Below are 12,107 nucleotides of genomic sequence, written 5' to 3'. Positions count from 1 at the left end.
CCCCCCCCCCCCCGGCCGGGGGAAGCGCTGCTTCCCCCGGACCCCCATCGCGGTATTGGGGAAACCAAAGAAGCAGGGGGCGCGGCTGGTGTCGGTTTGCGGTGGCTTCAGGTGTCGAAGAGGATGACGTTGCGGCGGGCGCCGCCGGTCTTCGTGTCGGCAATGGCCTCGTTGATCTGGTCGAGCGACCAGCGGCCGGAAACCAGTTCGTCGAGTTTCAGGCGGCCCTGGGCATAGAGGTCGGCCATCCATGGAATGTCGCGCGAAATCACCACGTCGCCCATTTTCGATCCGATCATATGCTGCCCCATGAAGGCGGGCACCACCGGTTCGTATTGCGCCATGGCGCCGGAGGCCGGCATCCCGACCATGACCATGCGCCCGCCCCAGCCGAGGTAGCGGGTGGCCTGTTCGTAGGCGGGGATGGCGCCCACGGTGACGGCGACCACGTCGGCGCCCTTGCCGAGCGCCTTCATGGCCTGTTTCCACGGTGCCCTGTCCGTGGCGAGCACGCCGTGGGTGGCGCCAAAGTCCTTTGCGATCCCGAGCTTTTCCCCGGACATGTCCACGGCGACGATGCGACGGGCACCGGCGATACGTGCGCCCTGAATGGCGTTCAGCCCGACACCGCCCGCGCCGATCACCACCACGTCCTCGCCCGCGCGCAGGCGGCCTGCATTGACTACCGCGCCGATGCCGGTGATGACGCCGCAGGCCAGCAGGGCGACGCTTTCGGGGGGCATGGTGTCGGGCAGGGCGACGACCTGGCTTTGATGCACGACCACGTGAGAGGCGAAGGCGCCGCAGTTCATCGCCTGCACCACTTCCGAGCCGTCGGGGCGGGTGATCGGCGAGGGACGTCCCGACTGGCTTTCGCAGATCGTGGGTTTGCCGGCGGCGCAGTTCGGGCATCGGCCGCAGGCGCGGATCAGGGTGACGACGACGCGGCTGCCTTCGGTCAGGCCGGTGACGCCCTGACCCAGCGCCGTGATACGGCCCGCGGCCTCGTGTCCGTAGACGGCGGGCAGGTCGCCGCCCCAGATGCCTTCGGCAAAGGAGATGTCGGAGTGGCAGATGGCGACGGCTTCGAGCTTCACCTCGATTTCGCCTGGGCCGGGGGGCGCGAGGTCGAGGTCCTCGATTGCCAGCGGCGCGTTGAAGGCGGTGCAGACGGCGGCGCGAATGCGGGTCATGTGGGGCTCCCTGTCTTTGGGTCGCAGGGTTGACCGCCGCGCGCGCGGGATCAAGGAGGAATCCCGTGGGCCGTGAGCGGATGACGCTGCGGCGTCACGCAGGGGAAGGGCGCAGGCTGCGGCCGAGGAGAAGCAGTGCCGTGGCGGCGAAGATCAGTGCCAGCGACACGAGGAAGGGCGCGCCGGGGAAGGCATCGCGTCCCGGCGCGGTGAAGGCGGCGAAGACCGAGGTCATGATCAGCGGCGAAACAACCGAGGCCAGCGCCGCGGTGGAGGTCAGCACGCCCTGAAGCGCGCCCTGCCGGTCGGGGGTGAGGCTCTGGCTCATCATGCCCTGGACGGCCGGGCCGAGCGTGCCGCCGAGGGCCGCGACAGGCGTCAGGGCCAGCACCAGCCTGCCGTCCTCGATGAAGGGGATCAGGGCAAAGGCCACCCCGGCGCAGATCAGACCGAAGAGGGCGGTGCCGCTTTCCCCGAACCGGCGCAGAAGCAGGCGGATGATGCCGGCCTGCACGGCGGCGTAGGAGATTCCGAATATCCCCAGCGAGATGCCGATGACGGATGCCCCCCAGCCAAAGCGCGCATGCCCGAAGAAGGCCCAGACCGCCGGATAGACGGCAAAAGCGACGTGGTAGAGGAACAGGATGGTCAGCCCGCGCCGGATGCCGGGCATCTTTGACAGCGCGCGGAAGGCGCCGAAGGGGTTGGCCTCGCGCGCGCGAAAGCGGCGGCGGTTGTGGTGGGGGTTGGTTTCGGGGAAGGCCCAGAACCCGAGCACGGTGTTCGCCCCGGCCAGCGCTGCCGCCAGCCAGAAGGGCGCGCGGGTGCCGAATTCCCCCAGCAGGCCGCCGATGGTGGGACCGAGGACAAAGCCCAGTCCGAAGGCGGCGCCAATCAGGCCGAAGCTCTGCGTGCGCTTTTCAGGCGGGGAGAGGTCGGCCATGGCGGCGAAGGCGGTGGAGTGCGTGGCCGCGGCGAAACCGCCGATGGTGCGTGCGATGAGCAGGACGGGCAAGCTTTGGGTGTAGGCCATCACCACGTAATCGATGACCATCAGGCCCAGCGTCGAAAGCAGCACGGGGCGGCGTCCGACCGCGTCGGAGAGCGCGCCGAGGAGTGGCGCAAAGAGGAACTGCATCGCGGCGTAGACCGTCGCCAGAACCCCGCCCCACATGGCCGCGCCCGACAGGCCCCGGTGGGAGACCTCTCCGATCAGATCGGGCATGACCGGCAGGATCAACCCGATGCCGAGGGCGTCGATGGCCACCGTCACCAGCAGGAAGACGACGGGCAGGCGAAAGTCCGAAACGCGCATCAGGCGGCGGCATCCGCGACGGCGGAGCGGGCGGCCTCGGCGAAGCCGCGCGCCTCGGCCGGTGCGGTGCCAAGGCTCGCGGTCGCGTCAAAGAGCGTGGCGGGGAGCGTCGGGAACCGCTCCTGCGCCAGCGTGGAGAGGGGCGTGCCTGTGGCGCGGGCCTCCTTGCAGAGATCCTTGACCACGGCGGCGGCCTGCGGACGCGGCATCTGGTCGGTCAGCGCGAACGACAGCGTCTCGGCCAGCAGCAGCCCGCCGGTGGCATCGAGCGTCGCCTGCATGCCGCCCACGTCGGGGCACAGCGTTTCGGCCACCTGTTGCATGTGCGTGGCGGCGGCGGCAGAGGACAGGATCAGCTGCGGCAGGGTCAGCCATTCGGTGAACCATGCCGCGCCGTCGCGTTGCTGACGGTGCAGAGCCGCGCCTTCGAGCGTGGCGTGCAAGCCCTGCGCGTGACGCGCCAGCGCCACCATGGCCGAGGGCGCCACGGGGTTCTGTTTCTGGGGCATGGTGGAGGAGGCGCCGGAACCGCCGAGGGTGACTTCGCCAATGCCGGACTGGGTGGCAAGGATGAGGTCTTCGCCCATCTTGCCCGCCACCAGCGCGGTGCGGGTGAACCAGCCGGCGATGTTCAGAAATGCGGAGCGGTCGGCGTGCCAGCTGTGGCCCGGGTCTTCGAGGTTGAGCTTTGCGGCCAGGTCACGGCGGATGGCCAGCGGGTCAGGACCCAGCGCCGAGGCCGTGCCCGCCGCGCCTGAAAGCGAAACGTTCAGGTTCTTGCGCACCGCATCGACGCCCCGCAGCAGCGAAACCAGCGGCCAGCCCCATTGCGCCACCTGCGCGCCAAAGGCGGTCGGCGTGGCGTGCTGGCCATAGGTGCGGGCGGCCATGGGGGTTTCGGCGTGGTCTTCCGCCAGCCGGGCCAGCGCATTGAGCGTGGCCGTCAGCCGGTCCGCCTGCTGGGTGATGGCCTGCCGCAGGCGCAGCATCAGGGCGGTATCCTGGATGTCCTGCGAGGTCGCACCCCAGTGCAGGTAGGCAGCGTGCTCCGGTGCCATCATCGCCTCGCGGAAGGCGGCGACGAAGGCGGGGGTGGTGACACCGTTCTGCGCCGTCGCCCTTGTCAGGCCCACGGGGTCCACCTGGCATTCCAGAGCGGCGCGCTGGATCGCGGCGGCGGCGGTTTCGGGAATGACGCCATGCGCGCCCTGCACCTGCGCCAGTGCGCCCTCGACCAGCATCATGGCGCGGATCTCGGCGCTGTCGGAAAACAGGCGCGCCGTGTCCCCGGTGGCAAAGAGACCGGAGAGATGGGCGCTGTCGAAGGGCGTCGCGGGCATGGGTCAGGCGTCCTGTTGGGCGATCCGGTCGAGCAAGGCGGCCAGACGGTCGGGCATGGAGAAGAAGGGCGAATGCGAACTGTCCAGCGCATGGACGTCGCGGGCATCGAACCGCGCGGCCATCCTGCGCTGGAACTCCGGCGGAATGGCGCGGTCCTCGTTGCAGACGATATAGCTGCGGGGCAGGGACTGCGAACGCTCCGTCAGGTCGAGCGCGGTGTTGGAGGCTTCGGTGGACTCGGGGCAGAGGTTGGCGCGGGCGAAGGCCACGGCGTCCTCGGGGCAGTCGTGGTAGAAGTTGCCGATGCCGCCGGAGGGGCCGCCCGAGAGATCGAAGGTGAAGCTGCGGCGCGTGGGTGACAGGCGGATCAGCGGCACCAGCGGCTGTTCGTCCGCCTGCATCCGCATTTGTGCCAGCGACAGGTCGGGCCAGGGCGTATAGGCACAGAGGTAGACGAGGCGGGAGATGTTGTCGGGGGCGATTTCGGCCGCCTGCGTGATCGAATAGCCGCCCATGGAGTGGCCGACGAGGATGGTCGGACGGGTCAGATGTTCGGCGATGCGCTGGCCAAATTCGTGCAGGGTGACCGCCTCGATATCCGCCGTGTCGTCGCCGTGGCCGGGCAGGTCGATGGCCTCCGCTGTGTGGCCGAGCGTCTCCAGTGCGGGCAGCACGGCGCGCCAGCACCACGCCCCGTGCGCGGCGCCGTGGATTAGCAGGAGGTGCGCCATCAGACGCCCTGCGCCTTCAGGAAATCGCTCAGGACGCGGGCGTATTCCTCGGGCTTTTCGACGCAAGGCAAGTGGCCTGCGTTGCGGATCAGGTGGGTCTGCGCGCCGGGGATGAGACCTGCCGTCTCGAACACGAGATCCGGCGGGGTGGAGCCGTCCTCCGATCCCGCGATGGCCAGCGTCGGCAGGCGCAGGCCGCTGGTGGAACTCATGAAATCGGTGCCGGAAATGGCGGCGGCGCAGCCGGTCCAGCCGGTCGCCGGGGTATTGAGGAACATGTTGCGCCACGCCGGGAAGGCATCGTTCGAATGGAAGGGTTTCGAGAACCAGCGATCCATGGTGGCGCCGACAACGGCCGACAGGCCGCCTTCGTTAACTGCCCTGATGCGCTCCGCCCACATGTCGCGGGTGCCGATCTTGGCCCCGGTGTTGGACAGGACCATGGCTCGCACGAGGTCGAGCCGCTTGGCCGCGAGACCCTGCGCGATCATGCCGCCGATGGACAGCCCGACAAAGATGGCGTCGCGGAAGCCCACGGTATCCATGAGCTTTTCGATGTCGGTGATGAGCGCCCCCATGGCGTAGGGGCCTTCGGGGACGTCGGACAGCCCGTGCCCGCGCTTGTCGTAGCGCAGGATGCGCAGCCCGTCGGGCAGCAGTGGCAGGATCTGGTCCCAGAGGCGGAAATCGGTGCCCAGTGAGTTGGCAAAGACCACCTGCGGGCCGTCCTCGGGGCCGGTCAGCGCGTAGTGCAGTCGGGTTCCGTTGATCTGTGCCATCTGCATGGGGGTGCCTCCGTTAACGGGTCTGTGAAATCGGGTAAACGAAGTATGGAGGCCGTTGCAAGCCGCATCGCGCCTTGCACCGAGGGCGACCATCGCGCGTCAGCGCGGTCAGACGGGCTGCCTGAGCGAGATGGAGTTGGGGGGCCGCCCCCCGCCATAGGCTTCCCGGGTGTATTTCAGCCAAGACAAAACAGGGGCGCCGCGCGGTTTCGCGGCCGGGGTGCTGCTCTTGTCGAGGGTGGACCTGGGCCCATCGCCGATGGGGCGATGGGCGGGAGGCGGGTGCCCCTCGCGGGGACCTGTGACAGGCGCCAGCTCAGGCGCTGGTTCAGGCGATCGCGACGAGTTCGATGTCGAAGGTCAGGTCCTTGCCCGCCAGCGGATGGTTGGCGTCAAGGGTCACGGTCTCTTCGGTGATTTCCTGCACGTTCACGGGGATCACCTGACCGTTCTGGGTCTGGACCTGCAACTGGGTGCCGATCTCGAGCGGGATTTCCGCCGGAATGTCTGCGCGCGGCACGGTCTGCAGCGCCTGCGGGTCGGGGTCGCCATAGGCTTCGGCGGCGGGGATCTCGACCTTCTTGGTGTCGCCCACGGTCATGCCGGGGATGGCATTGTCGAGGCCGGGAATGATCTGGCCGGAGCCAACGGTGAACTCCAGCGGGTCGCGCCCTGCGGAACTGTCGAAGGTGGAGCCGTCGGAAAGGGTGCCGGTGTAATGAAGGCGTACGGTGTCGCCGGTCTTGACCTGCGTCATTGGGATATCCTGTGGTTTGGGAGGGGATTTGCGAGGCCGGGTCCTGCCCGGGTGCTCATGCGATCGCGCATAAGGTAGGGGCTCTGTCCGCGAATTGCAAACGAGGTGGCGTTTTCCGTCCGCTTCGGCCTAGGGTTCCGGAAAACACAGGAGGATGAGCCATGCACGAGGCACTGCAATCGGGAAAGGTGGCGCTGGTGACCGGGGGGGCGTCCGGGATCGGGCGCGAGATCGTGGCGCGTCTGATGAAGGCGGGGATGCAGGTGGCGGTCGCCGATCTGCCCGGCCCGAAGCTGGAAGGCCTGCTGGAGGCCGGCGCCACGGTGGTGCCTTGCGACGTGGCCGAGCCGGGTGCCTTTGCCGGGGTGAAGCAGCGGGTCGAAACGCAACTGGGAAAGGTGAGCGCCCTGTTCCTGAATGCCGGGATCCAACCGGGTTCGTCGATCTATGATGCGGAAGGCAACTGGGACCGGATCCTCGGGGTGAACCTGATGGGGGTGGTCCGCGGGGCGCAGGTCTTTGCCCCCGACATGGCAGCGTCGGGGCGTGAGGGGCTGATCGTCATCACCGGGTCGAAGCAGGGCATCACCACGCCGCCGGGCGACCCGGCCTACAACGTGTCGAAAGCGGGAGTGAAGGCTTTTGCCGAGGCCTTGCAGCACGAACTGCGCGGCACGAAGGGCTGTCGGACGGAGGCGCGGCTGTTCATTCCGGGCTGGGTGCACACGCCGCTGACGGCGCGCGGTCGGACGGAGAAACCCGAGGGCGCATGGACGCCGGCGCAGGTGGTCGATTTCCTGATGGCGGCGCTGGAGCGCGAGGATTTCTACATCCTCTGCCCGGATGGCGACGTGGACCGCCGGACCGACGAAAAGCGCATCGCCTGGGCGGCGGGCGACATCACGGAGAACCGGCCGCCGCTGTCGCGCTGGCACGGCGGGTACGACGACGCCTTCAAGGCGTGGGTGGACGCATGACGGTCGCGGTCTTCGACGCCTACGGAACGCTCTTCGACGTCTCGGCGGCGGCGCGGGTGGTGGCGGATGAACCGGGCCGCGGGGCGCTGGCCCCGGTCTGGCCGCAACTGGCCGCCGACTGGCGCGCGAAGCAGCTTGAGTATTCCTGGCTGCGCGCGATCACCGGGGACTACGCGCCCTTTTGGGAAGTGACCAAGGACGGGCTCGACTGGGCGATGGACCGCGCGCGGCTGGACGACCCGGAACTGCGCGAGCGGCTGCTGGCGATGTACTGGGAACTCCCCGCCTACCGCGAGGTGCCCTTTGTCCTGGCGCGGCTGCAGGCGGCAGGGGTGCGCTGTGCCATCCTGTCGAACGGCAACCGCGACATGCTGGAGGGGGCGGTCGACTCCTCCGGCGTGGGGTCTATGCTGGAGGCGGTGATCTCCGTCGAGGAAGTCGGTATTTTCAAGCCCGCGAGAGCGGTCTACGACCTGGTCGGCACGCGGATGGGGTGTCCGAAGGGGGATGTGCTCTTTGTCTCTTCGAACGGCTGGGACGTGGCGGGGGCCTCGGCCTATGGATTCCGCACGGCCTGGGTGAACCGGGCCGGGCTGCCGATCGACCGGCTGATGGCGAAACCCGCCTATGTGGTGGACGACCTGAACGGTATCGAGGAACTGGTTTGATGGCGGAATTCACCACAACGGACGGGGTGCGGCTGTTCTATGCCGACGAGGGCGCAGGGCTGCCGTTGCTCTGCCTCGCCGGGCTGACACGGGACGGGCGGGATTTCGATTTCGTCGCTCCGCACCTGCTGGAAATGGGCGTGCGGCTGATCCGGCTGGATTACCGCGGGCGCGGTCGGTCCGACAGGGCACCTTGGGAGACCTATACCATCCCGGTGGAAGGGCGCGACGCGGTGGAGCTCCTCGATCACCTCGGGCTGGAAAAGGCCGCCGTTCTCGGCACCTCCCGCGGGGGGCTGATCGCCATGGGGTTGGCCACGGGTGCAAAAGATCGCCTGCTGGGCGTGGCGCTGAACGACATCGGGCCGGAAATCGCGGCAGACGGGCTGGAGGTCATCAAGGGCTACCTTGGCAGGGTGCCCGCGCTGAAGACGCTGGACGAGGTGGCGGCGCGGCGCAAAGCGGTAATGACCGGCTTCGACCTTCCCGACATGCGCTGGCGCGAGGAGGCGGAGCGTTTGTTCATGGAAACCCCGGATGGCCTTGAACTGACCTACGACCCGAAGCTGCGCGACGCGGTGCTGGGTGCGGGTGCGCAACCGGCGCCGGACCTCTGGCCCTTTTTCGATGCTCTGGACGGCCTGCCGCTCTGCATGATCCGGGGGACGAACTCGGATCTGCTCAGCCCCGAGTGTTTTGTGGAGATGGTGCGCCGCCGCCCGGACTCGGTCGCGACAGAAGTGCCGGGGCGGGGGCATATCCCCTTTCTCGACGAGCCGGAGTCGCTCGTCGCGCTGGGGGCCTGGCTGGAAATGCTTCGCTAGGGGGCGCTGCCCCCATGCGGCAGCAAGGTGTCAGTCCAGGTTGAAGACCCGGCTGGGGTGCAGCTCGCCAGCCTTGTAGATACCGACGGCGATCGGCTTGCCGTCAAGGGTCGCCCAGGCCTCGTCGCCGTATTCCACGTCGGAAGCGATGACCATTCCGGGGTTGCCGTTCTTCAGGCGGGTGGCGCCCTCGGGCGTGGCACGCAGTTCGGGCAGGTCGGCGAGGCCCAGTTCCAGCGGTTTCAGATGCGTGTCGAGGTCCGGGGTCCGGGCCAGCGCGTCGATCTGCTCCACCGTGACCGCATCCTCCAGCGAGAAGGGCCCGGACCAGATACGGCGCAGGGAGAGGACGTGGGCGCCGCAGCCCAGCGTGTCACCCAGGTCGCGTGCGATTGAGCGGACGTAGCCGCCCTTGCCGCAGGTCATCTCCAGCGTGGCGGTGTCGGCGTCGGGGCGGCTGCTGAGCAACAGTTCCTCAACGAAAAGCGGGCGTGCGCTCAGCTCCAATTCCTCGCCGTCGCGGGCACGTTTGTAGGCGCGTTCGCCGTCCACCTTCACCGCCGAGAACTGCGGCGGGACCTGCATGATGTCGCCCACAAAGCCGTGCAGCGCTTCCTTGATCTCCTCGTCGGAGGGGCGCAGGGGGGATTCCGCTATGACTTCGCCTTCGGTATCGTCAGTATTTGTTGCCTGCCCGAGACGGATCGTGAAGGCGTAGGCCTTCAGCGCGTCGGTGATGTAGGGCACGGTTTTGGTCGCCTCGCCCAGGGCCACCGCCAGCAGGCCCGTCGCCTCCGGGTCGAGTGTGCCGGCGTGGCCGGCCTTCTTCGCCTCGAGCGCCCAGCGGACCTTGTTCACGACGGCGGTCGAGGACATGCCGGCCGGTTTGTCGACGATCAGCCAGCCGGATATGTCGCGGCCCTTGCGCTTGCGTGCCATGTGAGGTCCTTCGGATTTGATAAGGCGCGGGGGGTAGCAAGGCGCGGGCAGGCTGTCAATCGGCGGCACGGGCCTTGGTTGGCCGCGGCAGGCCCGACGCCAGCAAGCCGGCGCGATGGGTCAGCCGACGCGCATCGGTGCCGGCGCGGATCCGGGCGTGGATCACTCGGGCGCGAGCCGGAACACCGCTCGCCAGACTCCAGCCCATTGCAGTTCGTGGTGTTGCTTGAGGTCGAACTCCTTGTGCCCATACCGTCATGTCCCAAAACAACTGCCGAAGTTTTCCTCGGGAGTCGTTTGCCCGAACGGCAGCTTGGCGGGACGAAGCGCCATTTCGCCGCATCTGTTCCGAACGACAGCTGTTCGCACATAGCGATCCCCTCAATCTCGGTGCCCAGATTGAGTCAACCAATGCCACCTAAACTAAGAAGAGTTTTTCAACGAAATTAGCCTGCGCAAAACGGACCGGCGTCGATCGAGTTAGATGGCACGGAACAGTGGTTATTTACGACATTTTATCGCCGGAAAATAGAGGTAACAAGCAGACCCCTATTTCAATGTCAAATTATAGAAACGAAGTTTCAAGACATGAGAACCGTGTCACAAACATTCGATGTCTTGCTGCTATTTTTCCCAAGAACTTGTGAGGTCTTTGAACTTCTGTGGCATGTCATCATGACTTGTGTAAGTAAAAACTTTGCGCTCGGGCGTCAATCGGCTGAGCTGTTCGAACGGCACGCGGTCATCATAATATCTAAAAATTCCCTTCTGGCCGGTTTCCAGCCAGTCACATTGAACGACCATACAAACGCCCGGTGGCACTGGTTCGTCATAAGCATCCACGACCTCAAAGGCCTGAACCGCTTTGATTCCAGTTTGCTTCTCAATGGTATCGACAACCTTGCCCGAAAACCCGGTTGTGAAACCCCATCCACCTTCTTTACTTGCCGTATACCCACCTTGAAACATCCAAGCATTTTCCAAGGTATGGGACGACGTTCTATCAAAAGTCACTTCATTGCTAAACATCCGTTTGAAGCTCACTTTAGCCACGATAGGTGACATGGTCTTATCTTTGTCCATGTCCGGATGACTGATAAAATCAAACTTGCGCCATTCAGTCGATACGATTTTGGACTCTTGATTGCCGTCCAGCGAGACTTCAGTATCCAAGTCTATGTAGCGATGAATTGCCGGTTCACGTTTTATTGTAGCATTCACTGGAATGCGCAGATTGCGATTACTACCTTCGCGCTCAATCTCGACCCACTCACAGCCCCACCAGCCGCCGCTTACTGATAGCTTCAGTTGAATGTCATAGATGTCACCAAGATCTTGGTTGCTCTCGATTCGAAACGTATCGGTGGCGTATTTCTCAAAATCATTTTTTTCATACTCCCCTCGGTTGTCGAGGGTGTAGCCCCATTCGTCGGTCCCTTCAGGATGCGATTCCGCCCGGGTCCCCTTCAGTTTGATCAGGGCCGCTTTACCAGACGGATTGTCGCTGGTCTTTGTTCTGATGATATAGATATGTGATCCCACGGGTTTGCTCCAAAATGGTTGTAATATTTTTTTTTGACTTAGACAGCATGGCGAAACACACCTGATTAATAACTGCTTATGTAAAAATTTGAAACTGGAGAAGCTAGCCAACTAGATCAAACGGTCACCTCCTCTGTTCTCTAGTGTGCATAGATACATCAATTTCTTGTCCGGTCAAACACCCACTGCGCAGCATTCATGATCCCGATGAAGCCTGATAAGGTCCGTCCTCTCATGTGACAAAGTCAGCTTAACGCACTTCGCGCTTGTTTGTGGATCACGCAGCATTTGACAACTTGGGCTCAGAGCGGACATTTCGACCCGAGCTTTTGCATTTCTTCCTGGCAACGCTGCAACACTTCCTTGCAACGCGAAATGCAAAGGGCTGGCGCCAGAACGGGTTGTCTCAGCGCAGAAGCGTCTGGGCGAAACCGCCGAAGTGCAGCCTTGTGCGTGCCTCGTCGGTCCAGAAACCGGGCCATTGCTTGCCCATGGCGTCGTGACGCCAGACGAGCTTTGTGCAGTCTGCTGGCACGGTGTCGAAATCAGGCTCGTCCCGCACCGCGAGCCGCGCCGACAGGCCGAAGAACCCGTTGGTGAGAACGGCGTTGATCAGCGCCTCTTCGGGGGTCATCGGCAGGGTGCGCCAGCCCGGCGGCACGGTTTCGTCGGAGGCCAGAACCCAGTCGCCGGACACGAACAGGCGTTGCGGCAGACCGGGGCGGAAGCCGAGGCTGTAGAGGCCATGCGCTTCGATGATGAAGGGTACGTAATCGCCACGATCCGGGCGCATCTCCTCGGGGCGCAGGATGCGATCCTGCGTTGTCAACAGCGGCGCGCGATTGGGGGTAAAGGCGCCGTCGCCAAGGAGGTCCGAGACGGCGACCACGAGGCCCAGTCCCGGCGGCACGCCTTCGGCGTCGTGGCGCGGCGGCAGCACGATATCGGCGCGTCCCGCCCAGATCAGGATCAGGTCCAGGGCCTCTTCGAGGGTCGTGACGCGCAAGGTGTCCTCCGTCTGGCTCGCTGTGCGAC

12 protein-coding genes are annotated in these 12,107 nt (G+C 65.5%); 3 read left to right on the top strand and 9 right to left on the bottom strand.

Features of this window, described 5'->3' with window-relative positions:
- Nucleotides 1-107 precede the first annotated feature (107 nt).
- The 6 genes from J5474_RS08725 to J5474_RS08700 all read right to left on the bottom strand — a co-directional run bounded on the left by J5474_RS08725 (nt 108) and on the right by J5474_RS08700 (nt 6,122).
- Complete coding sequence (locus J5474_RS08725) at nt 108-1,193, bottom strand: alcohol dehydrogenase catalytic domain-containing protein (protein WP_209360503.1); 1,086 nt, start codon at nt 1,191-1,193, stop codon at nt 108-110.
- A gap of 94 nt (nt 1,194-1,287) precedes the next feature.
- Entirely contained in the window at nt 1,288-2,508 is a 1,221-nt protein-coding gene (locus tag J5474_RS08720) for a TCR/Tet family MFS transporter (protein WP_209360501.1), read from the bottom strand.
- Nucleotides 2,508-3,848, bottom strand: a complete 1,341-nt coding sequence (locus J5474_RS08715; protein ID WP_209360500.1) for a lyase family protein — start codon at nt 3,846-3,848, stop codon at nt 2,508-2,510. The genes J5474_RS08720 and J5474_RS08715 overlap by 1 nt, the downstream gene beginning before the upstream one ends.
- A gap of 3 nt (nt 3,849-3,851) precedes the next feature.
- A complete protein-coding gene (locus J5474_RS08710) occupies nt 3,852-4,580 on the bottom strand; it encodes an alpha/beta fold hydrolase (protein WP_209360498.1) in 729 nt (242 codons plus the stop codon).
- Nucleotides 4,580-5,365 carry a 3-oxoadipate enol-lactonase gene (gene pcaD / locus J5474_RS08705; protein WP_209360496.1) on the bottom strand — a complete coding sequence of 262 codons (786 nt, stop codon included), beginning with the start codon at nt 5,363-5,365 and terminating at the stop codon, nt 4,580-4,582. Before pcaD ends, J5474_RS08710 begins: the two co-directional genes overlap by 1 nt.
- A gap of 328 nt (nt 5,366-5,693) precedes the next feature.
- Complete coding sequence (locus J5474_RS08700) at nt 5,694-6,122, bottom strand: FKBP-type peptidyl-prolyl cis-trans isomerase (RefSeq protein ID WP_209360494.1); 429 nt, start codon at nt 6,120-6,122, stop codon at nt 5,694-5,696.
- Between the two features lie 161 nt (nt 6,123-6,283).
- Between J5474_RS08700 and J5474_RS08695 the strand changes: the two genes are divergently transcribed.
- Genes J5474_RS08695 through J5474_RS08685 form a run of 3 tightly spaced genes read left to right on the top strand, consistent with a single transcriptional unit; the run spans nt 6,284 to nt 8,591 of the window.
- Nucleotides 6,284-7,099: an SDR family NAD(P)-dependent oxidoreductase gene (locus J5474_RS08695; RefSeq protein WP_209360493.1), complete on the top strand. Its 816-nt coding sequence runs from the start codon at nt 6,284-6,286 to the stop codon at nt 7,097-7,099.
- A complete protein-coding gene (locus J5474_RS08690) occupies nt 7,096-7,767 on the top strand; it encodes a haloacid dehalogenase type II (RefSeq protein WP_209360491.1) in 672 nt (223 codons plus the stop codon). Before J5474_RS08695 ends, J5474_RS08690 begins: the two co-directional genes overlap by 4 nt.
- Nucleotides 7,767-8,591, top strand: a complete 825-nt coding sequence (locus J5474_RS08685; protein ID WP_209360489.1) for an alpha/beta fold hydrolase — start codon at nt 7,767-7,769, stop codon at nt 8,589-8,591. Before J5474_RS08690 ends, J5474_RS08685 begins: the two co-directional genes overlap by 1 nt.
- A gap of 30 nt (nt 8,592-8,621) precedes the next feature.
- On the opposite strand, the gene truB is transcribed toward J5474_RS08685, so the two are convergent.
- From truB to J5474_RS08670, 3 genes are all read right to left on the bottom strand, one after another.
- A complete protein-coding gene (truB, locus tag J5474_RS08680; RefSeq protein ID WP_209360487.1) occupies nt 8,622-9,530 on the bottom strand; it encodes a tRNA pseudouridine(55) synthase TruB in 909 nt (302 codons plus the stop codon).
- A 624-nt stretch (nt 9,531-10,154) separates the two neighbouring features.
- Nucleotides 10,155-11,072 (bottom strand): PLAT/LH2 domain-containing protein, encoded by a 918-nt coding sequence (locus J5474_RS08675; protein ID WP_209360485.1) that lies wholly within the window; start codon nt 11,070-11,072, stop codon nt 10,155-10,157.
- A gap of 406 nt (nt 11,073-11,478) precedes the next feature.
- Complete coding sequence (locus tag J5474_RS08670) at nt 11,479-12,078, bottom strand: hypothetical protein (RefSeq protein WP_209360483.1); 600 nt, start codon at nt 12,076-12,078, stop codon at nt 11,479-11,481.
- Nucleotides 12,079-12,107: the final 29 nt, after the last annotated feature.

The sequence above is a fragment of the Sagittula salina genome, assembly GCF_017813235.1.
Taxonomy (GTDB): Bacteria; Pseudomonadota; Alphaproteobacteria; order Rhodobacterales; family Rhodobacteraceae; genus Sagittula; species Sagittula salina.
This window is presented reverse-complemented; position numbering and strand designations above follow the sequence as displayed.

Coding starts and splice junctions, on each gene's coding strand:
- J5474_RS08725 (WP_209360503.1), bottom strand. CDS start 1,193: ATGACCCGCATTCGCGCCGCCGTCTGCACCGCCTTCAACGCGCCGCTG.
- J5474_RS08720 (WP_209360501.1), bottom strand. CDS start 2,508: ATGCGCGTTTCGGACTTTCGCCTGCCCGTCGTCTTCCTGCTGGTGACG.
- J5474_RS08715 (WP_209360500.1), bottom strand. CDS start 3,848: ATGCCCGCGACGCCCTTCGACAGCGCCCATCTCTCCGGTCTCTTTGCC.
- J5474_RS08710 (WP_209360498.1), bottom strand. CDS start 4,580: ATGGCGCACCTCCTGCTAATCCACGGCGCCGCGCACGGGGCGTGGTGC.
- pcaD (WP_209360496.1), bottom strand. CDS start 5,365: ATGCAGATGGCACAGATCAACGGAACCCGACTGCACTACGCGCTGACC.
- J5474_RS08700 (WP_209360494.1), bottom strand. CDS start 6,122: ATGACGCAGGTCAAGACCGGCGACACCGTACGCCTTCATTACACCGGC.
- J5474_RS08695 (WP_209360493.1), top strand. CDS start 6,284: ATGCACGAGGCACTGCAATCGGGAAAGGTGGCGCTGGTGACCGGGGGG.
- J5474_RS08690 (WP_209360491.1), top strand. CDS start 7,096: ATGACGGTCGCGGTCTTCGACGCCTACGGAACGCTCTTCGACGTCTCG.
- J5474_RS08685 (WP_209360489.1), top strand. CDS start 7,767: ATGGCGGAATTCACCACAACGGACGGGGTGCGGCTGTTCTATGCCGAC.
- truB (WP_209360487.1), bottom strand. CDS start 9,530: ATGGCACGCAAGCGCAAGGGCCGCGACATATCCGGCTGGCTGATCGTC.